Below are 26,630 nucleotides of genomic sequence, written 5' to 3' on the forward strand. Positions count from 1 at the left end.
GGAGAAGGCGCAGCTCAGGCCAACCCGGACTCCACCAGCAGCGCCTCCAACCCCATCAAATCCGGCACCTTCGCGACATGCTCGCCCACCTGCACCGCTGCCAGTTCCAATGGGCACAGCGGCACATCGACATAACTCAACTGGCTATCGAGCTTGTAAGAACGCGGAATCCCCTGAATCACCAGCGCTATAAACTTCAACGTCGGCCGCCCGCCCAAGGCGTTCAACACCACAATGCGCGAGCGCTCTCCCGTCACGATGGCCTCGCCGCATACCGCTTCGAAGCTGATCAATGGCAATTGCCGATCACGCCACGTTACTTGCCGCAAATACCATGGCGGCGCATCGCTGGCCGGTTCGCCGCGCTGGAAGTCGATCAGCTCGGCGATGGCGACGTTGGGCAGCACCAGGTGGCGGTCGGCCAGGGGCAGGAGCAGGCCGGTGAGTTGGCTGGCGCGGTGGTCAAGCATGGGACTTGCTCCAATAGGCGATGCTTTCCAGCAGCACCGACTCTTGATACGGCTTGCCAAGGTAGTCGTTGACGCCAATCGCCATGGCGCGGTCGCGGTGTTTCTGGCCGGTACGCGAGGTGATCATGATAATCGGCAGCCGCATCAGGCGCGGGTCGTTGCGCACTTGGATAGCCACCTCGAAACCGTCCATGCGCGGCATTTCGATGTCGAGCAGCATCAGGTCCGGGGTGTGTTCTTCGAGCACGGCGATGGCGTCGATGCCGTCCTTGGCCGTGAGCACGTTCATGCCGTTGCGTTCCAGCAGGCGGCTGGTGACTTTGCGCACGGTGACCGAGTCGTCCACCACCAACACCAGCAGCGGGCGCTTTTTCAGCGGGTCGTTGAGGATCAGTGGCGCATCAACCATCTGCGCCGGCAACGCCGGTTGCCGCGCGCGGATATGCGCGAGCAAATCGATGATCAGCACCACGCGGCCATCCCCGAGGATGGTTGCCCCGGACAAGCCCTGGACCCCGGCAAACTGCGGGCCCAGGCCCTTGACCACAATCTCGCGCGTGCCAGCCATGGCATCCACGTGCACCGCCACGCGGCGCTCATTGCACTGCACCAGTAGCACCGGCACCGGCTGGTACTGGCCGAGCAATTTCGGACGGGCAACGGTGTGTAGCAGGTCGCCGAGGTAGAACAGCTCGTAGCGCTGGCCGGCGTATTCGTAGCGCGGCGGGTCTTGCTGATAGTGCCCGGCCAACTCGTGCGGCAGCACGCGCACCAGGCCCTCGATGGTGTTGAGCGGGATCGCGTATTGGTCGTCCGCGCATTGCACCATCAGCGCGCGGTTGACCGACACGGTGAAGGGCAGGCGAATGCGAAAGTGCACGCCCTCGCCCGGCGTCGAATCAATGAACATCGAGCCGCCGAGTTGACGCACCTCTTCATGCACCACATCCATGCCCACGCCACGCCCGGAGATCTGCGTGATTTTTTCCGCCGTGGAGAACCCCGGCTGCAGGATGAACTGCAAGACGTCGCGGTCGCTGATCTCTTGATTGGGATCGAGCAGGCCACGCTTGATCGCCTTGCGCCGCACCGCTTCAAGGGGCACGCCGGCGCCGTCGTCGCGCATGTCGAAGACGATGTCGCCGCCTTCGTGGGTCAGGTCCAGGGTGATGCGCCCCTTCTCCGGCTTGCCGGCGGCCAAGCGTGCGTCGCGGGATTCCAGGCCATGGTCGACGGCGTTGCGCAGCATATGTTCGAGCGGCGCGGCCATGCGCTCCAGCACGTTGCGGTCCATCTCACCCTCGGCATTGCCGACGATGAATTCCACGTCCTTGCCCAGCTCGCCCGCCACCTGGCGCACGATGCGCTTGAGGCGCGGCAGCATGCGCTCGAACGGCACCATGCGCGTGCGCATCAGGCCTTCCTGCAACTCGGTGTTGATGCGTGCCTGTTGCTGCAACAGGTCGTGGGCGTCCTGGTTGCGGCGTTCAAGCGTGTCCTTGAGGTCGAGCAGGTCGGAGGCCGATTCAGAGAGTGCGCGGGACAATTGCTGCAACTGTGAATGGCGGTCCATTTCCAGTGGGTCGAATTCTTCATACCCCAGGCGTTCGGCCTCGGCCTGCTGGCGACTGAGGATGCGGCCCTGGGTCTCGGTGTCGAGGCGGCGCAGCTGGTCGCGCATGCGCTCGATGGTGGTTTCCACTTCAGTCAGAGCGATGCGCGCGTCGTTGACCTGCTGCTCGATCCGACCACGAAAAATCGAGGTTTCACCGGCGAGGTTGACCAGGTCGTCGAGCAGGTCGGCGGAGATTTTCACCATGTCCGCAGCGGGGTCCACCGCAGCTTCAACCTTGCCCGCCGGCAATGCCACCGGCACCACCGGTTCATCGCTGGGGTGTACGAGGCTTTTGATGCGCTCGATCAGCTTGTCCACCGAACCCACCGGCAGGCCATCGGCGACCGCATCGATCATCTGTGCCAGGCGGTCATGGCAGCCTTGCAGCAATGCAAACAACTCGTCAGACGGCGCCAGCAAGCCGGCGGACAGACCCTCGTAGAGAAACTCCAGTTCATGCGCCAGATCACCAATCGGCCCGATCTCGACCATGCGCGCGCCACCCTTGAGGGTGTGCAGGTCGCGCAGCAGGGTTTCGACTTCCTGGCGATTGTTCGGCTCGGCCTGCCAGCGCAGCAAGGCGCTGCCGGAACTGTCGAGAATGTCGGCGGCCTCTTCAAGGAAGATATCCAGCAACTCCGGGTCGGCGCTCGAGGTTTCAGCGGCCTGCGCAGCGGCGGAGGGCGTACCGCCCTGGCGCAGCGCGCGCACCTTGGCGATCAGCTCGGCGCTGTCACTCAGGGGCTGATGGTGTTGCAGCTCTTCCAGCTGCAGCGCCAGGCGTTCATGGCTGGCCATCAGTACTTGGGACAGCTCGGGGGAGTAGCTGTAGCGACGGTCCACCAGGCCTTCGTAAAGGCATTCCAGCTCATGGGCCAGGTCGCCCACCGGGCCGATTTCGGCCATCCGCGCGCCGCCCTTGAGGGTGTGCAGGTCGCGCTGCAGTGAGGACAACGGCGCCGCGCTGTCGGGCTCCAGCAACCAGCGCTTGAGGGACTGCCCGGCGCTGTCGAGGATATCCACCGCCTCTTCCAGGAAGATCTCGACGATCTCGTCGTCCATGGCGGTGTCGTGCTCCAACTGCTGCGTCGCGGCGCCCAGTTCGGAGATGCTCAGGGCGCGGCTGCCATCACTCTTGATCAGGCCGGTGGCGGACGGGTCGAGCGCCTCATCCAGCAGTTCGCGCAGCGCCTCGACCCGTGCCGGCGCCGGGTTGATTTCCTGCCCGGCGGCCAGTTGGTCGAGCATGCTGATCAACGCTTCATGGGCCTGCTCGGCCTCCTGGAAAAACCGCTCGCTGACCGCCAGGCTGCTCTCTTCCACGGCGCCATACAGGTCGAGCAAGGCCTCACACAGTTCGTCGATGGCGTGCAGGTCGGCGACGTGCGCGCCTTCGCCCAGCGTGGTCAGTTCGTCGAGCAGCGCGGTGAGCTCCTGGCGTTCGCCGGGGTGCTGTTGCCAGCGGCGCAGCAGGCTTTCGGCGTCCAGCAGGATGTCCATGCCCTGGGCCAGGAAGTTGGCGATTAACTGCGGGTCGCGCTTGATGCGCAGGCCGGTGTTGGGCGCGTCGAGCAGCGCTGCGAGCTGTTGATCGAGCAGGCTTTGGGTCCGATTGATCAGGTCCTGCGCGCCCTGGATCGGCGCCAGGGGATCGCTCAGGCGACGCAGCCCGCGCTGGAACAGGCCTTCGGCTTCGAGCAGCAATTCCACTTCGTCCAGGTCCAGCGGCAGGCGGTGCGCCTTGTACTCGCGGGTCAGGTGATCGAGTGGACGCGCCAGCTCGGCGATAGGCAACACGCCAGCCATGTAGGCGCTGCCCTTGAGGGTATGCAGGGCGCGTTGCAATTCATCGCTGACTTGCAGCGGCACATGCTCGGCGGCCTCCTGCAGGAAGTGGTTGAGGCTCTCCAGGTGACTCTGGGCTTCGTTGCGGAAGATCTCCAGCAGCATCGGGTCATGGGCTTCGGCGACCGGCGCCTGCGCACCGCTGGCCAAAGCGTGGGCGCGAGCGGCCAGGGCGTCGACTGCATCACGCTGGTGCTGGTCGTCGGTGGCAAAATCGGCGATCAGTTCCGGCAGCAAATCCACCGCCTCGTCCAGCACCTGTTGCACCTCGGGACCGAGCGCCACGCTGCGCTCCAGCACGCGGTTGAGCAGGTTCTCCACGGCCCAGGCCAGCTCGGCCAGCACCAGCGCGCGCACCATGCGGCCGCTGCCCTTGAGGGTGTGAAAGGCGCGGCGCATTTCGCCCTGGGCGGTTTTATCGCCGCTGTTGGGCAAGGAGCGGTGCAGCACCTCAAGGACTTCGTCGGTTTCTTCGAGGAAGACCTCACGCAGCTCGTCGTCGATCGGCTCTTCATCGGCCGGCGGCGGCAGCAGGCTGCCGGGGCGCTGCAGGGCCGGCGGGTTGAGGCGCGAAGTGGGGCTGGCCAGGGCGTCGAATTGAGATTGGCTGGGCGCGATCTCGGTCGAGAGTGCCCCGTCCGGCGCGACCAGCGCCTGGCGCCAAGGCTTTTCGGCGGGCAGATAACCCAGCGCGGCCAAGCCCTGGGTGGCCAGCTCCAGCACCCGTTCGCCGGCGGCGTCGGGGTCCTGGAGCATGCGTTCGAGGTAGTACTCCAGGCTGCTGATCACATCGGCGAAGTGCCCCAACTGCGCCTCGGAAGGCGGGCTGTCGTGGGTCATCAACTGTTCATCGACATAATCGGTGCAACCGCGCATCAGGCTCGCCGCCCGTGGCAGCGGAATCATCGCCAGCGCACCGCGTACCTGGCTCAGCAACTCCGGCAGGGACTCCAGGCGCTGGCGGTCCCACTGCGCTTCGATGCAATCAATCACCAACTCCTTGGCCTGGCGCAGGCACTGGCAGGACTCGCGGATCACCAGTTGATGAATCTGGGTCAGGTCCGTAGTCGGCAGGCGGCTCTCTTCGCGGCTTTCCGGCTCGACGGTGCCAACCATGCCGGCCAGCGTCGCTTCGACATACAGCAAGGCACCCGCGACATCCATCAGCACCGCGTCATTCGGCTCGCGCTGCCCCTGGGCCAGGCTCAGCACCACGGCGAGCTGGTCGATGATCACTTTGCGCGGCTGGCCAAAGCCCAGTACGGCCAGGGTATCGGCGATCTGACGCAGCGGCGCGAGCAGCGCGTCGAGGTCGCTGGTGTGCTGGCGGTCGCTGCGCACGAACAGGTCGAGACGTTCCTTGACCCGCACCAGTTCCTCGCACAACGCACCGAGTACCGAGCCCATGGCATTGCGGTCCGGCCCGGCCAGGCGCGCGCGTTCGGCATCGACCACGGCACTGTCGGGCAAGGCCTCATCCAGGCCGTAGCGCTCCTTGAGGCTTTGCATGCGCGGCGTCGGCCGGGTGACCTTGGCCACGTAGAACAGCAGGCTCTTGAGCAATTCATCCGGCGCCGGCCGGTTGATCGCACCAATGCCCTGGGCCAGCAGGCGCTTGAGTTCCTTGTCACTGGCCTTGAGCAGGCTGCGCAGCGCCGGGCTGTTGGCGATCACGCCGGTGAGCATGCCCTCGACCAGCGCCGAGGTGACCTGCCACAGCGGCAACAGCGGCGCGCCCTGGCACAGGGCTTCAAGGCGGGCAAAGACCCGCGCCATGTCTTCCAGGTTGCTCGGGCCGTGGTCTTCGCGCAGCAGGCCGGCCAAGGCCTGTTGCAGCAATTGGTGCCACTGACGCAGTTGCTCGGCAAGGTCAGGGGCGGCGCGCTGGGCCAAGGCTTCGTCGGGCAGCGGTGCAATCGACAGCAGTTGCGGGCTGAACAGGCTGGTTTCCGAGAGCAGGCTTTCACCGCGTGCGGTGCGCAGGTCGTTGAGCAGCGGCAACACTACCAACGGCAGGTCGCGGCGGGCGCTGTGGATGCGGTCCAGGTACAACGGCAATTGACCGAGGGCCTGTTGCAGCAGGCGGATGCTTTCATCGCGCCGGCTGACACGCCCGGCCTGCAGGGCCAGGGCCAGTTCTTCGATCTCTTCGGCGAGCAGCGCCGCGCCGTAGAACTCGACCATTTGCAGCGCACCGTGGACCTGGTGGATACCGGCCAAACACTCGGCGATCGCATCGCCATCGCTGGTGTCGACATAGGTATCGAGCGCCGACCGGGCCTGCTTCAGGGTTTCGGCAATGTCGCCCTTGACCCATTCGAGGGCCACGTAGTCGTGCCGATCAACCATAACTGCTCCGCTTAGATTTCGTGAATTGCGTGTGTTGCCAAGAACCCTGGAGATCCATGTGGGAGCTGGCTTGCCTGCGATGGCGGTGGGTCAGCTGCAGATGTATCCACTGACAGTCCGCTATCGCAGGCAAGCCAGCTCCCACAGTTGGACTGTGGTGTTCTCCAGATAGCCTTTCAATCATCCACCTGTTTTGGCGGCGGCAGGGTGAACCCCGATACCGACCGGCGTAACTGGCTGGCCATCTTCGCCAGGTTGCCGATGCTCTCGGCAGTGGCGGTGGAGCCCGACGACGTCTGGGTGGTGATCTGCTGGATCACGTTCATGGTCAGCGAGATCTGCCCCGCCGACGAGGTCTGTTGCTGCGCCGCGTTGGAGATGCTCTGGATCAGTGCCGCGAGGGTTTTCGACACGCCTTCGATCTCTTCCAGCGCCACCCCGGCGTCCTGCGCCAGCCGCGCGCCGCGCACCACTTCGGTGGTGGTCTGCTCCATGGAGATCACCGCTTCGTTGGTGTCGGCCTGGATCGCCCGCACCAGGGTTTCGATTTGCCGGGTGGCGGCGGAAGAACGCTCGGCGAGGCGCTGCACTTCATCGGCCACCACTGCAAAACCGCGCCCGGCATCACCGGCCATGCTTGCCTGGATCGCCGCGTTGAGGGCGAGGATGTTGGTCTGGTCGGCGATGTCATCGATCAGGCTGACGATATCGCCAATCTCCTGAGACGACTCGCCCAGACGCTTGATGCGCTTGGCGGTGTCCTGGATTTGCTCGCGAATGTTGTCCATACCGTGGATGGTGTTGTGCACCACCTCGTTGCCTTTGTTGGCAATCTCCACCGAACGCTCGGCCACCGCCGAGGATTCAGCGGCGTTGGCCGAGACCTGGTCGATGGACTGGGCCATCTGGTTGATCGCGGTGGAGGCTTCGGCGATCTGTTGGGCCTGATGCTCCGAGGCCTGGGCCAGGTGCATGGCGGTGGCCTGGGTGTCCTGCACCGCGCCGGCGACTTGCCCGGCGGTGAGGTTGATGGTGGCGACCAGGTCGCGCAGCTGGTCGACGGAATAGTTGATGGAGTCAGCGATGGTGCCGGTGAAGTCCTCGGTCACCGAAGCTGTCACGGTGAGGTCGCCGTCGGCCAGGTCCTCGATCTCATCCAGCAGGCGCATGATCGCGTTCTGGTTGCGCTCGTTCTTCTCGGCGGTTTCATGCAGCTGGCGGTTGGTCTCGCGCACCATGACCAGGCCGATGAGGATGATCGAGGTCAGCGCCAGCAGGCCCAGCACGTAGCCGCCGATGGTGTCGAAGCTGCGCCCGCTGGCGAGGTTTTCAAAACCGGTGGCCAGGTGCGAGGCTTCATCGAGCAGGGTTTGCGACAGGTTGAAAATATTGCTCGCCGAAGCGCGCACCTGGAACAGCTGCGGCGAGGTCTCGAGGATTTCATCCACGGAGCCGGAGACAAACTCGAACAGCTCGGCAATTTCTGCCAGCCGCGCACGCGCGTCGCGGTCTTCGACCTGAGTGATGCGCAGCCCGGCGTTGCCCTGGAGCATGCCGTTGAGCACCTGGCCGAAGCGGTTGGCGTCGCGGCCGAAAGCGTCGGCGGCCTGCACGGCGGTTTCGTCGCCGGCGAGCACGGTATTCACCGCGCCGAGAATGCGCTCGGCCAGCAGCGACTGGCGCTGGGCCAAGGCCACCTGGCTGGCCGGGGCGCCGCGTTGCAGCAGGATGTCGACGACTTTTTCCGACTCCATCTGCAACTGCGGCACGGTTTCGGCCAGGGTTGCAGCCACCTGATGCAGGGACAGCACGGTCTGCTCGCTGGCGAGGATCGCGTCGGTGTTCTTCAGCAGCGCTTCCCAGTCGGTCTGTACCGCGCGCATTTCCGCACGCACAGCATTGGGCGCGGCGGGCAGCCCGGTCTCAATGTCACCTTTTTTCAGGTAGCCCCAGCGTTGCGCGAAGTCGTTGCGCGCATCGCTCAAGAGCTTGAACGCAGCCGCCTTGCCGGCAGCCGCTTCGGTGGCGTTCTTGGCGATGCGCTGGGACAGCACGCGCAACTCACCGGCGTGACCGATGTACTGCTTGTCGTAGGTGGACTGGGTATTGAGGTACGCGAAGTTGGCGAACAACAGCATGATGAACACGATCAGCGCGATAAACAGCACGATGATCTGCGAGCGGCTGCGTGAAGCGGCCTGGGGTTTGGGCGTGGTCGGGGTGCTCATGCGGCAACATCCATGAAGCCTGGGGCCTGGGCCAGGGCGAAGGGGCTGAACACCTGCCACTGCTGGTCGCCATCGAACTGGCCCTGGATAAACGGTGCGGCGAAAGCTGCGCTCGCCCGCAGTGCGTCTTGTGCGAAATGCTGCATCCCCACCACCTCGTCTACCAGCAGCCCGACAAACAGGTCGTTGAATTCCACTACCAGCACCCGCCGCTGCTTGCGCGCCCGGGACAGTTCCAGGCCGAGAAACCCGCCCAGGTCCATCACCGGCAGCAAGCGCCCGCGCAGATTGGCCACGCCCTTGACCCACGGCTTGACCCCCGGCATCAAGGTGCAGCGCGGTTCATGCAAGACCTCGGCGACTTCGCCCATGGGCGCCACATACCAATGCGGCCCCAGGCGAAAACCGATCCCGCTCCAGCGCTGCAGGCGGGTTTCCTGCGACGGCAGGTCGGCGGCCAGCAGTCGGCAGCGGCGGTCGATGTCCAGCAGCAGCTCGAAGGCGGTTTGCGACTCGGTCATCATCGCGAACCTTTAGCCGGCCAGCACCTTGTTCAGCGTGGCGATCAGGGTTTCTTCATCCACCGGCTTGGTCAGGTAGTCCTTGGCGCCTTGGCGCGCGCCCCAGATCTTGTCGGTTTCCTGATCCTTGGTGGTGATGATGATGATCGGGATGCCGTTGGTTTCCGGCTCCTTGGACAGCTGGCGCGTGGCCTGGAAGCCATTGAGCCCCGGCATCACGATGTCCATCAGCACGGCATCGGGCTTTTCCTGACGGGCCAGGGCCACGCCGTCCGCGCCGTTTTCGGCCTTGAGCACCTGGTGGCCATGCTTTTCCAGCATGCCGGTGAGTTTGTACATTTCAGTCGGCGAATCGTCGACGATCAGAACGCGTGCCATGGTTTTCCCCACTACATTGGTCGGCGCCAGCCCTTGTGGGGCGGCGTCAGTGTGCTTGTTCTACTGCGGCGAACCCAGGCACGTAGGCCTTGATCGCGCCCAGCAGTTCTTCCTTGCTGAAAGGCTTGGTCAAAAACTGATCGACACCGACGATGCGCCCCTTGGCCTTGTCGAACAGGCCGTCCTTGGAGGACAGCATGATCACCGGGATCGACTTGAACGCCGGGTTGTTCTTCACCAGGGCGCAGGTCTGATAACCATCCAGGCGCGGCATCATGATGTCGACAAAGATAATGTGCGGGTGATGATCAACAATCCGGGCCAGGGCATCGAAACCGTCGATGGCCGTGATGACATCGCACCCCACGTTCTTCAACAGGGTCTCGGCGGTGCGGCGGATCGTTTTCGAATCGTCGATCACCATCACTCTCAAGGCGTTGGAATGCTGTTCCATATCTGCTCTACCATCGCCACAGCGAATCGGTTTTCGGTGTGTACTGCCTGATGTTGCACAGGATGAGCGCCGCAAGCCTTGGAATTCAAGGGCTGCTGCGCCGTGGCAGTCTTTTTAGCACAGTCTCCGGGCGCAATCTATCGAGCAACCGGCCAGGTGGTTTTTCCTTGACCCACAACAGCCGCAGCGCCACTCTGACGCCACTTTTATGCGCCTAATTTGCTAGAGGAAATCCCCCATGAGCGTTCGCGTCGGCATTGTCATGGACCCTATCGCCAGCATCTCCTATAAAAAGGACAGCTCGCTGGCCATGCTCCTGGCCGCCCAGGCCCGCGGCTGGAGCCTGTTCTATATGGAACAGCCGGATCTTTACCAGGGTGACGGCGAGGCCCGCGCGCGCATGCGCCCGCTGCAGGTGTTTGCCAACCCCGAGAAGTGGTTCGAGCTTTCGGACGAAATCGACAGCCCCCTGAGCGACCTGGACGTGATCCTGATGCGCAAGGACCCGCCGTTCGACATGGAATTCGTCTACTCCACTTACCTGCTGGAGCAGGCCGAGCGCGCCGGGGTATTGATCGTCAACAAGCCGCAGAGCCTGCGCGACTGCAATGAAAAACTGTTCGCCACGCTGTTCCCGCAGTGCACGCCGCCGACCGTGGTCAGCCGCCGCGCCGATGTGCTGCGTGAATTCGCCGCCAAGCACGGCGACGTGATCCTCAAGCCGCTGGACGGCATGGGCGGTACCTCGATCTTCCGTCACCGTGCGGGGGATCCGAATCTGTCGGTGATCCTGGAGACCCTGACCGCGCTGGGCACCCAGCAGATCATGGGCCAGGCCTACCTGCCGGCAATCAAGGATGGCGACAAGCGCATCCTGATGATCGACGGCGAGCCGGTGGACTACTGCCTGGCGCGCATCCCGGCGGCCGGCGAGACCCGTGGCAACCTGGCCGCGGGTGGCCGTGGTGAAGCGCGGCCGCTGTCGGACAAGGACCGTTGGATTGCTTCCCAGGTCGGCCCGACCCTGCGCGAAAAGGGCCTGCTGTTTGTCGGCCTCGACGTGATTGGTGAAAACCTCACTGAAATCAACGTCACCAGCCCCACCTGTATCCGCGAGATCGACAATGCGTTCGGCACCAATATTGGCGAAATGCTGATGGCGGCGATTGAGCGCAAGCTCCAGGCCAAGTGACATAGAACAGCCGGACATAAACCAACATTGCGTTATCATGCGCCACCTGTGAAACGCGCGATGTTGGTTTTCTTGTCATGACACTCCCGTCCGATCTGCCCCCCGAACTCTCCCACAGCGGCGTGCGCCCGGCTGATCGGCTCGGATTTACCCTGTTCCTCGCTGCACTGATTCACCTGGCCTTGATCCTCGGCGTGGGGTTCACCATGGTCGAACCCAAGCAGATCACCCAGACCCTGGAAATCACCCTCGCCACCTTCAAGAGTGAAAAACCGCCCGAAAAGGCTGACTTTCTCGCCCAGGACAACCAGCAGGGCAGCGGCACGCTCGACAAGAAAGCGGTGCCCAAGACCACCGAAGTGGCGCCGTTCCAGGACAACAAGGTCAACAAAGTCACCCCGCCACCGCCTGCGCCCAAGCCCGAAGTCAAACAGGCTGCGCCAAAGGCCGCCGTGACCACCGTCGCGCCCAAACCGCAAAAAGCCCCGACCCAGCGCGAAAAGGCCAAGACCGAGCCGCAGCCCGAGCCTGTAAAGCCGGCGCCCACGTTCGACAGCTCGCAGCTCTCCGACCAGATCTCCAGCCTCGAAGCCGAACTGGCCAACGAACAGCAGCTCTACGCCAAGCGCCCGCGCATCTACCGGCTGAACGCCGCGTCGACCATGCGCGACAAGGGCGCCTGGTATAAGGACGAGTGGCGCAAGAAGGTCGAGCGCATCGGCAACCTGAATTACCCGGATGAAGCCCGACGCCAGCAGATTTATGGCAATTTGCGCTTGTTGGTGTCGATCAACCGCGACGGCACGTTATATGAGGTGCAGGTGCTGGAGTCCTCCGGCCAGCCGCTGCTCGACCAGGCGGCCCAGCGCATCGTGCGCCTGGCCGCGCCCTTTGCGCCGTTCACCGGCGACCTGAATGACGTCGACCGCCTGGAAATCATCCGTACCTGGAAATTTGCCAAGGGCGACCGGCTGTCCAGTAACTGACACACCGCCCCCTGGCAGCCAGCAGGATTAATAGGGCGAACAGGCTTATTGTGGCGAGCGGGCTTGCCCCGCGTTGGGCTGCGCAGCAGCCCCATATTCTCATCGCGTTCCTGCTGAAAAACCGCAGTGTCAGATTTTAGGGCCGCTGCGCAGCCAACGCGGGGCAAGCGCGCTCGCCGAAGTGAGCCCGCCCACCACAGCAGCCCCGCTCGTGACAATTAGGGCCCGCCGCGGCTTGTCAGTTCGCGCCTCCCCCGCCACACTAGCGGACATGAAAAATGTCAGCCCGACCTACCTCAAGCACCAATTCCTGATCGCCATGCCCCATATGGCCGACCCGAACTTTGCGCAGACCTTGACCTATATAGTCGAGCACACGTCCAATGGTGCCATGGGGCTGGTGGTGAACCGCCCGCAGGAGCTGAACCTGGCGGATATCCTCGAGCAACTGCGCCCCGAGATCGACCCGCCGGCGCGTTGCCAGGGCGTGCCGATCTATATCGGCGGGCCGGTGCAGACGGATCGCGGTTTTGTGCTGCACCCCACTGGGCCGAAGTTCCAGGCCACGGTTGACCTGGAAGGTGTGTCGCTGTCCACCTCCCAGGACATACTGTTCGCCATCGCCGACGGCGTCGGCCCGGAGCACAGTGTCATCACCCTCGGTTACGCAGGGTGGGAGGCCGGGCAGCTGGAAGCCGAACTGGCCAGCAATGCCTGGCTGACCTGCCCGTTCGACGCCGACATCCTGTTCCACACCGCCAGCGAACTGCGCCTGGAGGCGGCCGCCGCCAAGCTGCGCGTCAACCTCAGCCTGCTGACCAGCCAGGCGGGGCACGCCTGATGGCTTTGCGCTTGATCCTCGGGTTTGACTACGGCACCAAACAGATCGGCGTCGCGGTCGGCCAGGTCATTACCGGCCAGGCCCGCGAGCTGTGCACCCTTAAAGCCCAGAACGGCGTGCCGGACTGGAACCAGGTCGAAGCCCTGATCAAGGAGTGGAAGCCCGACGCCGTCGTGGTTGGCCTGCCCTTGAACATGGACGGCACACCCAGCGACATGTGCCTGCGCGCCGAGAAGTTCGCGCGTCGCCTCAATGGCCGCTACAACCTGCCCTTCTATACCCACGACGAACGCCTCACCACCTTCGAAGCCAAGGGTGAGCGCCTGGCCCGTGGCGGGCAAAAGGGCAGCTACCGCGACAACCCCGTGGACGCCATCGCCGCCGCCTTGCTGTTGCAGGGTTGGCTGGATGAAAACACCGCTTTATTTGAATCCTGACTGACGCGGCTTGCCGCGTCTTTTTACGTTTGAGCCCGGACCTTGCCGTCACCCCACCGCGCAAGGCCTAGAAGGAGCCACCATGAGCCTGCCCAATCCCGCCGAACTGATCAGCCAGATGGCGACGAGCCTGACGGCCCATCTGCAACACCGCGCCATCAGCGAACCGCGCTTCATCGGCATTCGCACCGGCGGTGTGTGGGTGGCCCAGGCGCTGCTGGAAGCACTGGGCAGCGATTCGCCCCTGGGCACCCTGGATGTGTCCTTCTATCGCGACGACTTCAGCCAAAACGGCCTGCACCCGCAAGTGCGCCCGTCGGCCCTGCCATTCGAGATCGAAGGCCAGCACCTGGTGCTGATCGACGACGTGCTGATGAGCGGCCGCACCATCCGCGCCGCCATGAACGAGCTGTTCGACTATGGCCGCCCGGCCAGCGTGACCCTGGTCTGCCTGCTGGACCTGGACGCCGGCGAACTGCCGATCAGCCCGGACGTGGTCGGCGCCACCCTGTCGCTTTCAGCCCACCAGCGGGTAAAATTGTCCGGTCCTACGCCGCTCGAACTCGAACTGCAAGACCTTGCCCTTTAAACCGCCTTGTAAAGAGTCCCCGCGATGACGCCTCTAGATGCCAAGCGCCCGCTGCAGCTCAATGCTCAGGGCCAGTTGCAACATTTCTTGTCCCTCGACGGTTTGCCCCGCGAACTGCTCACCGAAATCCTCGACACCGCCGACTCGTTCCTCGAAGTCGGTGGGCGGGCGGTGAAGAAGGTCCCGCTGCTGCGCGGCAAGACCATCTGCAACGTGTTCTTCGAGAACTCCACCCGCACCCGCACCACCTTTGAACTGGCGGCCCAGCGGCTGTCGGCCGACGTGATCACGCTGAACGTGTCGACGTCGTCGGCGAGCAAGGGCGAGACCCTGCTCGACACCCTGCGCAACCTGGAAGCCATGGCCGCCGACATGTTCGTGGTCCGCCACGGCGACTCCGGTGCCGCGCACTTCATCGCCGAGCACGTGTGCCCGCAGGTCGCGATCATCAACGGCGGCGACGGCCGTCACGCCCACCCGACCCAGGGCATGCTCGACATGCTCACCATCCGTCGGCACAAGGGCAGCTTTGAAAACCTCTCGGTGGCCATCGTCGGCGACATCCTGCACTCGCGGGTCGCGCGCTCGAACATGCTGGCCCTGAAAACCCTGGGTTGCCCGGATATCCGCGTGATCGCGCCGAAAACCCTGCTGCCGATCGGCATCGAGCAATACGGCGTGAAGGTCTACACCGACATGACCGAAGGCCTCAAGGACGTGGACGTGGTGATCATGCTGCGCCTGCAGCGCGAGCGCATGGCCGGTGGCCTGCTGCCGAGCGAAGGCGAGTTCTACCGCCTGTTCGGCCTGACCACCGCGCGCCTGGCCGGGGCCAAGCCGGATGCCATCGTGATGCACCCCGGCCCGATCAACCGCGGGGTGGAGATTGAGTCGGCGGTGGCCGACGGCAACCAGTCGGTGATTCTCAACCAGGTGACCTACGGCATCGCCGTGCGCATGGCGGTGTTGTCCATGGCCATGAGCGGGCAAACCGCGCAACGTCAATTCGAGCAGGAGAAGGCCCAGTGAAGCTCAGCATTCTCGGCGCCCGAGTCATCGATCCGGCCAGTGGCCTGGATCAAGTTACCGATCTTCATCTGGAAGCCGGCAAGATCATCGCTCTCGGCGCGGCGCCCGCAGGCTTCGCCGCCAGCGAGACCATCGACGCCAAAGGCCTGGTGGCCGCGCCTGGGCTGGTCGACCTGAACGTCGCCCTGCGCGAGCCGGGCTACAGCCGCAAAGGCAACATCACCAGCGAAACCCGCGCCGCCGCGGCCGGTGGCGTGACCAGCCTGTGCTGCCCGCCACACACCAAGCCCGTGCTGGACACCTCGGCCGTGACCGAGCTGATCCTCGACCGCGCCCGCGAAGCCGGCAATTGCAAGGTGTTCCCGATCGGCGCCCTGAGCAAAGGCCTGGAAGGCGAACAACTCGCCGAGCTGATCGCCCTGCGCGACGCCGGCTGCGTGGCCTTCGGCAACGGCCTGGAAAGCTTTCGCAGCACCCGCACGTTGTGCCGCGCCCTGGAATACGCGGCCACCTTCGACCTGACGGTGATCTTCCACTCCCAGGACCGCGACCTGGCGGAAGGCGGCCTGGCCCATGAAGGCGCGGTCGCCAGCTTCCTCGGCCTGCCGGGCATTCCGGAGACTGCGGAAACCGTGGCCCTGGCCCGCGACCTGCTGCTGGTGGAACAAAGCGGCGTGCGCGCGCACTTCAGCCAGCTGACCAGCGCTCGCGGCGTGGCCCTGATCGCCCAGGCGCAGGCTCGCGGCTTGCCGGTGACGGCGGATGTCGCCCTGTACCAGCTGATTTTGACGGACGAGGCGCTGATCGACTTCTCCAGCCTGTACCACGTACAGCCGCCCCTGCGCACCCTGGCCGACCGTGAAGGGTTGCGTGCGGCAGTCAAATCCGGTGTGGTCTCGGCGATCTCCAGTCATCACCAGCCCCACGAGCGGGATGCCAAGCTGGCGCCATTTGGCGCGACCGAGCCGGGCATCAGCAGCGTAGAGCTGTTGCTGCCGTTGGCGATGACCCTGGTGGAAGACGGCCTGCTGGACCTGCCAACCCTGTTGGCACGCCTGAGTGCCGGCCCGGCCGAAGCCCTGCGCCTGCCGGCGGGCAAGCTGGCGGTGGGTGCAGCAGCGGACCTGGTGCTGTTTGATCCGGCCAGCTCCACGGTGGCCGGTGAGCACTGGCTGTCCAAGGGTGAAAACTGCCCGTTCATCGGCCATAGCCTGCCGGCGACGGTGCGCTACACCTTGGTGGATGGGCGGATCAGTTACCAAGCCTGATACAGCACATTGCTAATGTGGGCACGGTCAATGTGGGAGCTGGCTTGCCTGCGATAGCATCACCTCGGGTTGCCTGTTGCACCGAGGTGCCTGCATCGCAGGCAAGCCAGCTCCCACATTTGATTTCCTCCAGGCGGAAGAAATTTATCGTCCGCTGTTGCGCTCGGCATTGCGGATCGAGACCTGGGTATTCAACGTCCAGAAGTCATACAGCACCCCCACCAGGAACAACCCGCCGGTCAGCAGGTAGATCAGGCCGGTGATCCATTTGCCCTGGTACATGCGGTGCACGCCGAATACGCCAAGGAACGCCAACAGAATCCACGCCACGTTGTATTCGATGGGCCCGGCGGTAAAACGCAGGTCCGCTTCACGGTCCATGGCCGGGATCAGGAACAGGTCGATCAGCCAGCCGATGCCCAACAGGCCGAAGGTGAAAAACCAGATCGTACCGGTCACGGGCTTGCCGTAATAGAAGCGGTGTGCGCCGGTAAAACCGAAAATCCAGAGCAGGTAACCAATCACCTTGCTGTGGGTATCTTGCTGCGGACCAATCTGTTGATAGGTGTTCATGCAGTACCTCTTTTGCCTCGATAGATAAATTTTTTCACTTTCTTTGTGACTTTTTTACGGGCGCCCGACGTACGGCCAATGGTATCTTCACTGCCCTGAAAGCCTTATGCCACCTGACTTGTGTAGGACAATTGCGGCGATTCGTCGCGTTTTTCCTGAATTTGACCCCAAGGTTCAGTCGACAAACGGCCTGAGAACAGCACAAAAAGCTGTTATAAAGTTGCGCGCAAACCCATAAGAGCCACGCCTAATGCGACCATTTTTCAAGACATGGCTAACCATCTGCCTATTAATGCCACTGGCCGCCCACGCCACCAATCGTGAGCAACGACTTCCTAACGTCAACGGTTTCACCCCTAAAGTCCACAGCACGCCAAGCACGGCCAAGTCGGTAAAGCAGACCGTCAACCGCCCGACTCAACTGAGCACGGTGCACGGCAAATCGGCGACACACCTGGTTGCCGCCAACACCAAGCAAAGCAGCAACGTCCTCAGCCGCGCCGTCAACGTGCTCGGTACACCTTATCGTTGGGGCGGCAGCAGCCCAAGTAAAGGGTTCGATTGCAGCGGTTTGGTGAAATATGCGTTTAACGACGTCGCCGCAGTGGATTTGCCACGTACTTCCAACGCCATGGCCGCCGGCCACGGGCAGAAGGTCGAGCGCAAGGACCTGAAACCGGGTGACCTGTTGTTCTTCAAGCTCAAGAGCCGCCAGGTCAACCACGTAGCCATCTACCTGGGCAACGACCGCTTCATCCACGCACCACGTCGTGGCAAGGCCGTCAGCATCGACACGCTGAAAAAGCCGTTCTGGGACAAGAACTACGTGATTGCCAAGCGCGTTCTGCCTAAAGAGCAAAACAGCAACCTGCGCGTCGTGCAGCGCTAGACCCAACCGGCAGCCGCCCTCCTGCTTGAAATGCAATCAAATGTGGGGGCGGGCTTGCCTGCGATGACGGTGTGTCAGTGGCAGAGATGTCGCCTGACAGTGCGCTATCGCAGGCAAGCCAGCTCCCACATTGAACCTGCGTCGCGTCGAATATTGCGATCACACAGCGGATTATCCCCTGTGGGAGTTGTCGAGCCTTGGCGAGGCTGCGAAAGCGGTGTGTCAGCCAAAGAAAATGCCCGCAATGCCGCCTTAGCAGCCTCAATCGGGCTCGACAGTTGCTCCCACATTGATATCAGCGCTCTCTAGATATCTGCAGGCACCCTCGCCTTCTCCCGTGCATCCTCTCGGCTGACCAGCCCTTCGCTGACCAACGCCTTCAAGCTCATGTCCAGCGTCTTCATCCCCAACGCCCCGCCGGTCTGAATCGCCGAGACCATCTGCGCCACCTTGTCTTCGCGGATCAAATTGCGAATGGCCGGCGTGGCCAGCATGATTTCATGGGCCGCCACCCGCCCGCCGCCTATCTTCTTGACCAGCACTTGGGCCACCACCGCCTGCAGCGACTCCGACAGCATCGAGCGGACCATGGCTTTTTCCCCCGCCGGGAACACGTCCACAAGGCGGTCCACGGTCTTTGCTGCCGACGATGTGTGCAGGGTGCCAAAGACCAGGTGGCCGGTCTCAGCGGCCGTCAGCGCCAGGCGGATGGTTTCCAGGTCGCGCAGTTCACCCACCAGGATCACATCCGGATCTTCGCGCAGTGCCGAGCGCAAGGCCGTGGAAAAGCTATGAGTGTCGCGGTGGACCTGGCGCTGGTTGATCAGCGCCAATTTCGGCGTGTGGATAAATTCGATCGGGTCTTCCAGCGTGAGGATGTGCTGGCGTCGGTGCTGGTTGAGGTAGTCGATCATCGCCGCCAGGGTGGTGGACTTGCCGGACCCGGTCGGCCCGGTCAGCAGCACCAGGCCGCGCGGCAGTTGGGCGATACGCCGGAACACCTCGCCCAACTCAAGGCCTTCCAGGCTCTGGACTTCAGAGGGAATGGTGCGAAACACCGCGGCCATGCCGCGATCTTGCTGGAACACATTCGCCCGGAACCGCGCCAGCCCGGGCAGCGCGAAGGCGAAATCCGTTTCAAGAGATGTTTCGAAATCCTTTTGCTGGTATTTGTTCAGCAACGGGCTCAACAAGTCCGCCACTTGCGGGGCCGAAAGCACCGGGCAATCCAGCGGCCAAACCTCGCCATCGATTCGCAACATGGGTGCAAGGCCTGCCGACAGGTGCAGGTCAGAGGCGCCACGACGCACGCTGGCCGTGAGCAATTCAGTGATATCCATAGGGCTTTCCATTTCCAGTAGAATGCCGCGGACTCCATATCCACGGGCGCATCTTGAATGTCGACGATAGCAGACAACATCGGCCTGGTTAGCCAGCGCATCCGCGCTGCAGCCGACGCCGTGCAACGTGACGCAAGCAGCATCCACCTGCTGGCCGTGAGCAAGACCAAGCCCGCGCAAGCCGTGCGCGAAGCCTATGCCGCCGGCATGCTCGACTTCGGCGAGAACTATCTGCAGGAGGCCTTGGGCAAACAGGCGCAATTAACCGACCTGCCCTTGAGTTGGCACTTCATCGGCCCCATTCAATCGAACAAGACTCGCGCGATCGCCGAGAACTTCGCTTGGGTGCATTCCGTGGACCGCCTGAAAATCGCACAACGCCTGTCCGAACAACGCCCGGCCGACCTGCCGCCGCTGAATATCTGCATCCAGGTCAATGTCAGCGGCGAAGCCAGCAAGTCCGGCTGTACACCCGCCGACCTGCCGGCCCTGGCCAACGCCATCAGCGCCCTGCCGCGCCTGAAGCTGCGCGGACTGATGGCGATCCCTGAGCCGACTGAAGATCGAAGCGCACAAGATGCAGCGTTCGCTGCCGTGCGCGAGCTGCAAGCCAGCCTGAACCTGGCGCTCGACACACTTTCCATGGGCATGAGCCACGACCTCGAGTCGGCCATCGCCCAAGGCGCCACCTGGGTGCGGATCGGTACCGCCCTGTTTGGCGCCCGCGACTACGGCCAGCCATGAAATGGCTGACATCCATCTGAATAAGGACCTGTCATGAGCAACACGCGAATTGCCTTTATCGGCGCCGGCAACATGGCGGCCAGCCTGATCGGCGGCCTGCGGGCCAAAGGCCTGGACGCCGCGCAGATCCGCGCCAGCGACCCCGGTGACGACACCCGTGCCCGCATCAGCGCCGAACACGGTATTCAAACCTTTGCCGACAACGCCGAGGCCATCAGCGGCGTCGATGTGATCGTGCTGGCCGTCAAGCCACAAGCCATGAAAGCCGTGTGCGAAAGCCTGCGCCCGAGCCTGCAGCCACACCAGTTGGTGGTGTCCATCGCTGCCGGCATCACCTGCGCCAGCATGAACAACTGGCTCGGCGCACAGCCGATCGTGCGCTGCATGCCCAACACGCCGGCGCTGCTGCGCCAGGGCGTGAGCGGCCTGTACGCCACCGCCGAAGTGAGCGCCGAACAGCGCGACCAGGCCCAGGAGTTGCTGTCTGCCGTAGGCATTGCCCTGTGGCTGGAACAGGAACAACAGCTGGACGCCGTCACTGCCGTCTCCGGCAGTGGCCCGGCATACTTCTTCCTGCTGATCGAAGCCATGACCGCCGCTGGCGTGAAACTCGGCCTGCCCCACGAAGTCGCCGAGCAACTGGCCGAGCAAACCGCCCTGGGCGCCGCGAAGATGGCCGTTGGCAGCGAAGTTGACGCCGCCGAGCTGCGCCGTCGCGTGACGTCTCCAGGTGGCACCACCCAGGCGGCTATCGAATCGTTCCAGGCCGGCGGCTTTGAAGCCCTGGTCGAAAAAGCTCTGGGTGCCGCGGCACATCGTTCGGCTGAAATGGCCGAGCAGCTGGGCAAATAGTCGTCCCCTACATAGGAAACAAACATGCTCGGAATCAATGACGCTGCCATTTTCATCATCCAGACCCTGGGCAGCCTGTACCTGCTGATCGTGCTGATGCGCTTTATCCTGCAACTGGTGCGGGCGAACTTCTACAACCCGCTGTGCCAGTTCGTGGTCAAGGCCACCCAGCCCTTGCTCAAGCCGCTGCGCCGGGTGATCCCGAGCCTGTTCGGCCTGGACATGTCGTCACTGGTGCTGGCGCTGCTGCTGCAGATCCTGCTGTTCGCGGTGATCCTGATGCTCAATGGCTACCAGGCCTTCACTGTGCTGCTGTTGCCTTGGGCGCTGATCGGCATCTTCTCGCTGTTTTTGAAGATCATCTTCTGGTCGATGATCATCAGCGTGATCCTCTCCTGGGTCGCTCCCGGCAGCCGTAGCCCGGGTGCCGAACTGGTCTACCAGATCACCGAGCCGGTGCTGGCGCCGTTCCGTCGCCTGATCCCCAACCTCGGCGGCCTGGATATTTCGCCGATCTTCGCGTTTATCGCGATCCAGCTGGTGCAAAGCTGGGTGATTCCACGCCTGGCGTTCTATGCGTTCATGCCCAAGGAACTGTTCGGCCTGATCTGACGCTGAACAAATGTGGGCGCTGGCGTGCCTGCGATAGCAGCACAGCGGTGTAACCCCAACACCGAGGTGCCCGCATCGCAGGCAAATCGGCGCCCACATTTTGTATCTGCCTACCGGTGCAGGCCTTTGCTTGCCGCTGGGTGCAGCGGTCTTTAGACTTACGCCTCATTTAAACGAGAGCAGGGTCGATGCCAGCTGCCTTCCCCCCCGATTCTGTTGGACTGGTCGTGCCCCAAGTGGCGCACTTCAGCGAACCGCTGGCCCTGGCCTGCGGCCGTTCGCTGCCTGCCTACGACCTGATCTATGAAACCTACGGCCAGTTGAACGCCACGGCGAGCAACGCCGTGCTGATCTGCCACGCCTTGTCCGGCCATCACCATGCCGCCGGCTACCACAGCGTCGACGAGCGCAAGCCCGGCTGGTGGGACAGCTGCATCGGCCCCGGCAAGCCCATCGACACCAACACGTTCTTTGTGGTCAGCCTGAACAACCTCGGCGGCTGCAACGGCTCCACCGGCCCCAGCAGCCTCAACCCGGAAACCGGCAAGCCATTCGGCGCCGACTTCCCGGTGCTGACCGTGGAAGACTGGGTGCACAGCCAGGCACGCCTCGCCGACCTGCTGGGCATCGCCCAATGGGCCGCCGTGATCGGCGGCAGCCTGGGCGGCATGCAGGCCCTGCAATGGACCATCACCTACCCGGATCGCGTGCGCCACTGCCTGGCAATCGCCTCGGCCCCCAAGTTGTCGGCCCAGAACATCGCCTTCAACGAAGTGGCGCGCCAGGCCATCCTCACCGACCCCGAGTTCCACGGCGGTTCGTTCCAGGAAGCCGGCGTGATCCCCAAGCGCGGCTTGATGCTGGCGCGGATGGTCGGGCATATCACCTACCTGTCCGATGACTCCATGGGCGAGAAATTCGGCCGTGGCCTCAAGAGTGAAAAGCTCAACTACGACTTCCACAGCGTCGAGTTCCAGGTCGAAAGCTACCTGCGTTACCAGGGCGAGGAGTTTTCCGGGCGTTTCGACGCCAACACCTACCTGCTGATGACCAAGGCTCTGGACTACTTCGACCCGGCAGCCAACCATGACGATGACCTGGCGAAAACGTTCGAAGCTGCCACGGCCAAGTTCTGCGTGATGTCGTTTACCACCGACTGGCGCTTCTCGCCGGCCCGCTCCCGTGAGCTGGTGGACGCGCTGATGGCTGCGCGCAAAGACGTCTGCTACCTGGAGATCGATGCTCCGCAAGGCCACGACGCCTTCCTGATCCCGATCCCGCGTTACCTGCAGGCGTTCGGCAATTACATGAACCGCATTACTTTGTGAGAACGCCATGAGAGCCGACCTGGAAATCATCCAAGACTGGATCCCCGCCGGCAGCCGCGTGCTCGACCTTGGCTGCGGCGATGGCGAACTGCTGAGCTGGCTGCGCGACAACAAGCAAGTCACCGGCTACGGCCTGGAAAACGACCCGGACAACATCGCCCAGTGCGTGGCCAAGGGCATCAACGTGATCGAGCAGGACCTGGACAAGGGCCTGGGCAATTTTGCCAGCAACAGCTTCGACATCGTGGTGATGACCCAGGCCCTGCAGGCCGTGCACTATCCGGACCGCATCCTCGACGAAATGCTGCGCGTAGGCCGCCAGTGCATCATCACTTTCCCCAACTTCGGCCACTGGCGTTGCCGCTGGTACCTGGCCACCAAAGGCCGCATGCCGGTGTCGGACTTCCTGCCCTACACCTGGTACAACACGCCGAACATTCACTTCTGCACCTTCGAAGACTTCGAAGCCCTGTGTGGCGAGCGTGAAGCCAAGGTGATCAATCGCCTTGCCGTCGATCAACAGCACCGCCACGGCTGGGCGAGTAAGCTATGGCCCAATCTGTTGGGCGAAATCGGTATTTACCGGGTCAGCAGTCCTGGCCTGACGGACCACAAGATTGCCGTCTAATCACCTTCAAGAGGGACGATCATGAGTCGCCTGGCTATTTTTCTACTGACCACACTGCTTGGGGCCAATGCCATGGCTGCCGACGCTATCGACCCCAATCGCACGAAGGAATTTGGCGATATCACCGTGCGTTACAACACGTTTACCTCGAGTTTCCTGCAACCGGAAACCGCCCAGGAGGTAGGCGTTGTACGCAGCAAGAACAAGGGGTTGATCAACGTTTCGGTATTCAAGGGCGTAACGCCCGTGGTGGCGCAGGTGACTGGCACCATCAAGGACTTGAGCGGCAAGAGCGAAGTGCTGACGTTCAAGCAGATCACCGAAAAAGGCGCGACCAATTACCTGGCGCCTTATTCCGTACCGCAGCAAGAGGTCAAGATCTTTACCATCAATGTTGAAACCGGTGGCAAGGCTCATAGCTTCCAATTCAACCAAGAACTGTTTCCGGCGCAATGATGAACCTCACCCAACTCGTATTGGCCAGCCATAACGCCGGCAAACTCAAAGAACTCCAGGCCATGCTCGGTGAGTCCGTGCAGCTGCGCTCGATTGGCGAATTCAGCCAGGTCGAGCCGGAAGAGACCGGCCTGTCGTTCGTCGAAAACGCCATCCTCAAGGCTCGCAACGCCGCACGCATCTCCGGCCTGCCGGCGCTGGCGGATGATTCGGGCCTGGCGGTGGACTTCCTCGGCGGCGCCCCTGGCATCTATTCGGCACGCTATGCCGACGGCAAGGGCGATGCGGCCAACAACGCCAAGCTGCTGGACGCCCTCAAGGACGTGCCGGATGCGCTGCGCGGCGCACAGTTCGTCTGCGTGCTGGCCCTGGTTCGGCATGCCGATGACCCGCTGCCGATCCTCTGCGAAGGCCTGTGGCACGGGCGCATCCTGCACGCGGCCAGCGGCGAGCACGGGTTTGGCTATGACCCCCTGTTCTGGGTGCCGGAGCGTAATGTTTCCAGCGCCGAACTGAGCCCCGCCGACAAGAACCAGATCAGCCACCGCGCCCGCGCAATGGATTTGCTGCGCCAACGCCTGGGCCTGAAATGACCCAGAACACCTCTGCGCAGCCACTGATCCACGGTGGCGCGCAAACACCACGGGCGGCCCTGCCCCACCTGCCGCCCCTGGCGCTGTATATCCACATCCCGTGGTGCGTACGCAAATGCCCGTATTGCGACTTCAACTCCCATACCGCCAGCGCAATGCTGCCGGAAGAAGAGTATGTCGACGCGTTACTGGCCGACCTTGATCAGGACCTGCATGCCGTTTATGGCAGGGAACTGAGTTCGATCTTCTTCGGCGGCGGTACGCCGAGCCTGTTCAGCGCCGCCGCGCTGGGCCGCCTGCTCAAGGGCGTGGAAGCACGCATCCCGTTCGCCAGCGATATCGAGATCACCCTGGAAGCCAACCCCGGCACCTTCGAACAAGAGAAGTTCGTGGCCTACCGCAAGCTGGGGATCAACCGGCTGTCGATCGGCATCCAGAGCTTCCAGCAGGAAAAGCTCGAGGCGCTCGGGCGCATCCACAATGGCGATGAAGCCGTGCGCGCTGCCGGCATGGCGCGCCAGGCCGGGTTTGATAACTTCAACCTGGACCTGATGCACGGGCTGCCCGATCAGTCCCTGGACGACGCCTTGAGCGACTTGCGCCAGGCCATCGCACTGAAGCCGACGCACTTGTCCTGGTACCAGCTGACCCTGGAACCCAACACCGTGTTCTGGAACCAGCCGCCCGCGCTGCCGGAAGACGACACGCTGTGGGACATCCAGGAAGCCGGCCAGGCGCTGCTGGCCGAACACGGTTACGCGCAATATGAGGTCTCGGCCTATGCCCAACCAGGTCGCCCGGCGCGGCACAACCTGAACTACTGGAGCTTCGGCGACTTTATCGGTATCGGTGCCGGCGCCCACGGCAAGCTCAGCCACCCGGACGGGCGCATTGTGCGCACCTGGAAGACCCGTGCGCCGAAGGACTACCTCAACCCGGCCAAAAGCTTCCAGGCCGGAGCGAAAGAACTGACCAATGAGGAGCTGCCGTTCGAGTTCCTGATGAACGCCCTGCGCCTGACTGAAGGTGTCGACGCCAAGCTCTACGCCGAACGCACCGGCCTTGCGCTGGCGAGCCTGGACGCCGCGCGCCGCGAGGCAGAACAAAGTGGCTTAATGCAGGTCGAACCGTCACGCCTGGCGGCCACTGACCGCGGGCAACTCTTTCTCAATGACCTGTTGCAGAAGTTTTTGAGCTGATCGCTCTAAGGAAATCGAATGGATCTGGTACTCGACCTGCTCGCCACCGTATCCCGCTGGAGCCGTAGCAACCTGTCGGAAATCTCCCTGGCCCTGGTCGGCTGTTTGCTGGTGTTGTTTGGCGCCGATATCAAAGGCTGGGTCGAAGCGCGCCTGGGCAGCATCGCCGGAGCGTTGCGCGTGCCGTTGATGGCCCTGGTGTGCATGATCGGCAGCGGCGCCGCGCTGATCTACGCCACGCCGTGGATCGTGCGGGGGCTGAGCCAGTTCAATAACTACAGCCTCGCACCGGTGCTGGTGGTGGTGCTGGTATTGATTGGCGTAGTTGCAGACCGCCGCTGATTTAGAGCGCACCGCAAAACAACTGTGGGAGCTGGCTTGGCTGCGATGCAGACACCTCGGTGTATCAGTGATACCCAGGTGATGCTATCGCAGGCAAACCAGCTCCCACAGTTGATTGCACTTCAGGTTTCCAGCTGATTAAGCCAGTTTCTCGAACTTCAAATCCCAAACACCATGCCCAAGCCGCTCGCCGCGGCGCTCGAACTTGGTGATCGGCCGCTCGGCCGGGCGTGGCACGCATTTACCGTCTTCGGCCAGGTTGCGGTAGCCAGGGGCGACATTCATCACTTCCAGCATGTATTCAGCATACGGCTCCCAGTCGGTGGCCATGTGCAGGATACCGCCGACTTTCAGCTTGCTGCGCACCAGTTCCGCGAAGGACGCCTGGACGATGCGGCGCTTGTGGTGACGGGCCTTGTGCCATGGATCGGGGAAGAACAGCATCAGGCGATCCAGGCTGTTGTCGGCGATGCAGCGGTTGAGCACTTCGATCGCGTCGCAGTCATACACCCGCAGGTTGGTCAGGCCTTGGGTCAGCACGCCATTGAGCAGCGCGCCGACACCCGGACGGTGTACTTCCACGCCGATGAAATCCTGCTCCGGCGAGGCAGCGGCCATTTCCAGCAGCGAGTGCCCCATGCCGAAACCGATTTCCAGGGAGCGCGGGGCCGAACGGCCGAAGACGTGGTCGTAGTCCACCGGCGCATCGGCCAGCGGCAGGACGAACAGTGGCGTGCCCTGCTCCAGGCCCTTTTGCTGGCCTTCGGTCATGCGCCCGGCACGCATCACAAAACTCTTGATGCGGCGGTGCTTGGACTCGTCACCTTCGTCCACGGTGTTCGGCGTTTCGTTTGATTCAGTCATCAATAGCT

At 63.2% G+C, this 26,630-nt stretch carries 26 protein-coding genes; 17 read left to right on the plus strand and 9 right to left on the minus strand.

The genetic code is table 11. The annotated features are described in order from the left end of the window. Nucleotides 1–14: 14 nt before the first annotated feature. The 6 genes from NTD80_RS05905 to pilG all read right to left on the minus strand — a co-directional run bounded on the left by NTD80_RS05905 (nucleotide 15) and on the right by pilG (nucleotide 9,860). Nucleotides 15–470, minus strand: coding sequence for a chemotaxis protein CheW (locus tag NTD80_RS05905; RefSeq protein ID WP_262132627.1), 456 nt, complete (start codon nucleotides 468–470; stop codon nucleotides 15–17). Continuing rightward, nucleotides 463–6,279, minus strand: a complete 5,817-nt coding sequence (locus NTD80_RS05910) for an Hpt domain-containing protein (protein WP_262132628.1) — start codon at nucleotides 6,277–6,279, stop codon at nucleotides 463–465. Before NTD80_RS05910 ends, NTD80_RS05905 begins: the two co-directional genes overlap by 8 nt. 176 nt (nucleotides 6,280–6,455) lie before the next feature. Beyond that, nucleotides 6,456–8,507 (minus strand): methyl-accepting chemotaxis protein, encoded by a 2,052-nt coding sequence (locus NTD80_RS05915; RefSeq protein WP_106802394.1) that lies wholly within the window; start codon nucleotides 8,505–8,507, stop codon nucleotides 6,456–6,458. After that, nucleotides 8,504–9,028 (minus strand): chemotaxis protein CheW, encoded by a 525-nt coding sequence (locus NTD80_RS05920; protein ID WP_065902122.1) that lies wholly within the window; start codon nucleotides 9,026–9,028, stop codon nucleotides 8,504–8,506. Before NTD80_RS05920 ends, NTD80_RS05915 begins: the two co-directional genes overlap by 4 nt. 12 nt (nucleotides 9,029–9,040) lie before the next feature. After that, entirely contained in the window at nucleotides 9,041–9,406 is a 366-nt protein-coding gene (gene pilH / locus NTD80_RS05925) for a twitching motility response regulator PilH (RefSeq protein WP_014720320.1), read from the minus strand. A gap of 46 nt (nucleotides 9,407–9,452) precedes the next feature. Next, entirely contained in the window at nucleotides 9,453–9,860 is a 408-nt protein-coding gene (gene pilG / locus NTD80_RS05930; RefSeq protein ID WP_010564379.1) for a twitching motility response regulator PilG, read from the minus strand. A 238-nt stretch (nucleotides 9,861–10,098) separates the two neighbouring features. Here pilG and gshB point away from each other — a divergent pair, with 238 nt between their 5' ends. The 7 genes from gshB (at nucleotide 10,099) to NTD80_RS05965 (ending at nucleotide 16,202) form a co-directional block, all read left to right on the plus strand. Then, entirely contained in the window at nucleotides 10,099–11,052 is a 954-nt protein-coding gene (gene gshB / locus NTD80_RS05935; RefSeq protein ID WP_106802393.1) for a glutathione synthase, read from the plus strand. 77 nt (nucleotides 11,053–11,129) lie between these two features. Continuing rightward, nucleotides 11,130–12,038, plus strand: a complete 909-nt coding sequence (locus NTD80_RS05940; RefSeq protein ID WP_065902126.1) for an energy transducer TonB — start codon at nucleotides 11,130–11,132, stop codon at nucleotides 12,036–12,038. A gap of 271 nt (nucleotides 12,039–12,309) precedes the next feature. Next, the gene (locus tag NTD80_RS05945) at nucleotides 12,310–12,879 is read left to right on the plus strand and encodes a YqgE/AlgH family protein (RefSeq protein ID WP_262132631.1); all 570 of its coding nucleotides are present in this window, start codon (nucleotides 12,310–12,312) and stop codon (nucleotides 12,877–12,879) included. After that, entirely contained in the window at nucleotides 12,879–13,316 is a 438-nt protein-coding gene (gene ruvX / locus NTD80_RS05950) for a Holliday junction resolvase RuvX (protein ID WP_065902131.1), read from the plus strand. The genes NTD80_RS05945 and ruvX overlap by 1 nt, the downstream gene beginning before the upstream one ends. A gap of 82 nt (nucleotides 13,317–13,398) precedes the next feature. Then, complete coding sequence (gene pyrR / locus NTD80_RS05955; protein WP_065902137.1) at nucleotides 13,399–13,905, plus strand: bifunctional pyr operon transcriptional regulator/uracil phosphoribosyltransferase PyrR; 507 nt, start codon at nucleotides 13,399–13,401, stop codon at nucleotides 13,903–13,905. 24 nt (nucleotides 13,906–13,929) lie between these two features. Further along, nucleotides 13,930–14,934 carry an aspartate carbamoyltransferase catalytic subunit gene (locus NTD80_RS05960; RefSeq protein WP_065902138.1) on the plus strand — a complete coding sequence of 335 codons (1,005 nt, stop codon included), beginning with the start codon at nucleotides 13,930–13,932 and terminating at the stop codon, nucleotides 14,932–14,934. Further along, nucleotides 14,931–16,202, plus strand: coding sequence for a dihydroorotase (locus NTD80_RS05965; protein ID WP_065902139.1), 1,272 nt, complete (start codon nucleotides 14,931–14,933; stop codon nucleotides 16,200–16,202). Before NTD80_RS05960 ends, NTD80_RS05965 begins: the two co-directional genes overlap by 4 nt. Nucleotides 16,203–16,346: 144 nt before the next feature. Here NTD80_RS05965 and NTD80_RS05970 read toward each other — a convergent pair whose 3' ends face one another. Then, a complete protein-coding gene (locus NTD80_RS05970) occupies nucleotides 16,347–16,775 on the minus strand; it encodes an NINE protein (RefSeq protein ID WP_065902141.1) in 429 nt (142 codons plus the stop codon). A gap of 250 nt (nucleotides 16,776–17,025) precedes the next feature. Between NTD80_RS05970 and NTD80_RS05975 the strand changes: the two genes are divergently transcribed. After that, nucleotides 17,026–17,664 carry a C40 family peptidase gene (locus tag NTD80_RS05975; protein ID WP_106802391.1) on the plus strand — a complete coding sequence of 213 codons (639 nt, stop codon included), beginning with the start codon at nucleotides 17,026–17,028 and terminating at the stop codon, nucleotides 17,662–17,664. A gap of 305 nt (nucleotides 17,665–17,969) precedes the next feature. Here the strand turns inward: NTD80_RS05975 and NTD80_RS05980 are convergent, their stop codons facing one another. Beyond that, complete coding sequence (locus NTD80_RS05980) at nucleotides 17,970–19,004, minus strand: type IV pilus twitching motility protein PilT (RefSeq protein ID WP_262132634.1); 1,035 nt, start codon at nucleotides 19,002–19,004, stop codon at nucleotides 17,970–17,972. A 57-nt stretch (nucleotides 19,005–19,061) separates the two neighbouring features. Between NTD80_RS05980 and NTD80_RS05985 the strand changes: the two genes are divergently transcribed. From NTD80_RS05985 to NTD80_RS06025, 9 genes are all read left to right on the plus strand, one after another. Beyond that, nucleotides 19,062–19,748 carry a YggS family pyridoxal phosphate-dependent enzyme gene (locus NTD80_RS05985; protein ID WP_262132635.1) on the plus strand — a complete coding sequence of 229 codons (687 nt, stop codon included), beginning with the start codon at nucleotides 19,062–19,064 and terminating at the stop codon, nucleotides 19,746–19,748. 33 nt (nucleotides 19,749–19,781) lie between these two features. Continuing rightward, on the plus strand, nucleotides 19,782–20,600 hold the full coding sequence (gene proC, locus NTD80_RS05990; RefSeq protein ID WP_213554054.1) for a pyrroline-5-carboxylate reductase: 819 nt from the start codon (nucleotides 19,782–19,784) through the stop codon (nucleotides 20,598–20,600). A 24-nt stretch (nucleotides 20,601–20,624) separates the two neighbouring features. Further along, nucleotides 20,625–21,212 (plus strand): YggT family protein, encoded by a 588-nt coding sequence (locus NTD80_RS05995; RefSeq protein ID WP_065902151.1) that lies wholly within the window; start codon nucleotides 20,625–20,627, stop codon nucleotides 21,210–21,212. 188 nt (nucleotides 21,213–21,400) lie between these two features. Further along, the gene (locus tag NTD80_RS06000; RefSeq protein ID WP_065902154.1) at nucleotides 21,401–22,540 is read left to right on the plus strand and encodes a homoserine O-acetyltransferase; all 1,140 of its coding nucleotides are present in this window, start codon (nucleotides 21,401–21,403) and stop codon (nucleotides 22,538–22,540) included. A 7-nt stretch (nucleotides 22,541–22,547) separates the two neighbouring features. Then, nucleotides 22,548–23,168 carry a methionine biosynthesis protein MetW gene (gene metW / locus NTD80_RS06005; protein ID WP_016972957.1) on the plus strand — a complete coding sequence of 207 codons (621 nt, stop codon included), beginning with the start codon at nucleotides 22,548–22,550 and terminating at the stop codon, nucleotides 23,166–23,168. 21 nt (nucleotides 23,169–23,189) lie between these two features. After that, entirely contained in the window at nucleotides 23,190–23,624 is a 435-nt protein-coding gene (locus NTD80_RS06010) for a DUF4426 domain-containing protein (protein WP_065902156.1), read from the plus strand. Further along, complete coding sequence (rdgB, locus tag NTD80_RS06015; RefSeq protein ID WP_065902158.1) at nucleotides 23,621–24,217, plus strand: RdgB/HAM1 family non-canonical purine NTP pyrophosphatase; 597 nt, start codon at nucleotides 23,621–23,623, stop codon at nucleotides 24,215–24,217. Before NTD80_RS06010 ends, rdgB begins: the two co-directional genes overlap by 4 nt. Further along, nucleotides 24,214–25,416, plus strand: coding sequence for a radical SAM family heme chaperone HemW (gene hemW, locus NTD80_RS06020; protein WP_262132641.1), 1,203 nt, complete (start codon nucleotides 24,214–24,216; stop codon nucleotides 25,414–25,416). The genes rdgB and hemW overlap by 4 nt, the downstream gene beginning before the upstream one ends. Before the next feature lie 18 nt (nucleotides 25,417–25,434). Beyond that, on the plus strand, nucleotides 25,435–25,758 hold the full coding sequence (locus NTD80_RS06025) for a DUF3392 domain-containing protein (RefSeq protein WP_016972961.1): 324 nt from the start codon (nucleotides 25,435–25,437) through the stop codon (nucleotides 25,756–25,758). A gap of 138 nt (nucleotides 25,759–25,896) precedes the next feature. Here NTD80_RS06025 and trmB read toward each other — a convergent pair whose 3' ends face one another. Continuing rightward, nucleotides 25,897–26,622, minus strand: coding sequence for a tRNA (guanosine(46)-N7)-methyltransferase TrmB (gene trmB / locus NTD80_RS06030; protein WP_065902164.1), 726 nt, complete (start codon nucleotides 26,620–26,622; stop codon nucleotides 25,897–25,899). Between the last annotated feature and the right edge of the window lie 8 nt (nucleotides 26,623–26,630).

This window comes from Pseudomonas sp. 13B_2.1_Bac1, assembly GCF_025466155.1.
Taxonomy (GTDB): domain Bacteria; phylum Pseudomonadota; class Gammaproteobacteria; order Pseudomonadales; family Pseudomonadaceae; genus Aquipseudomonas; species Aquipseudomonas aylmerensis.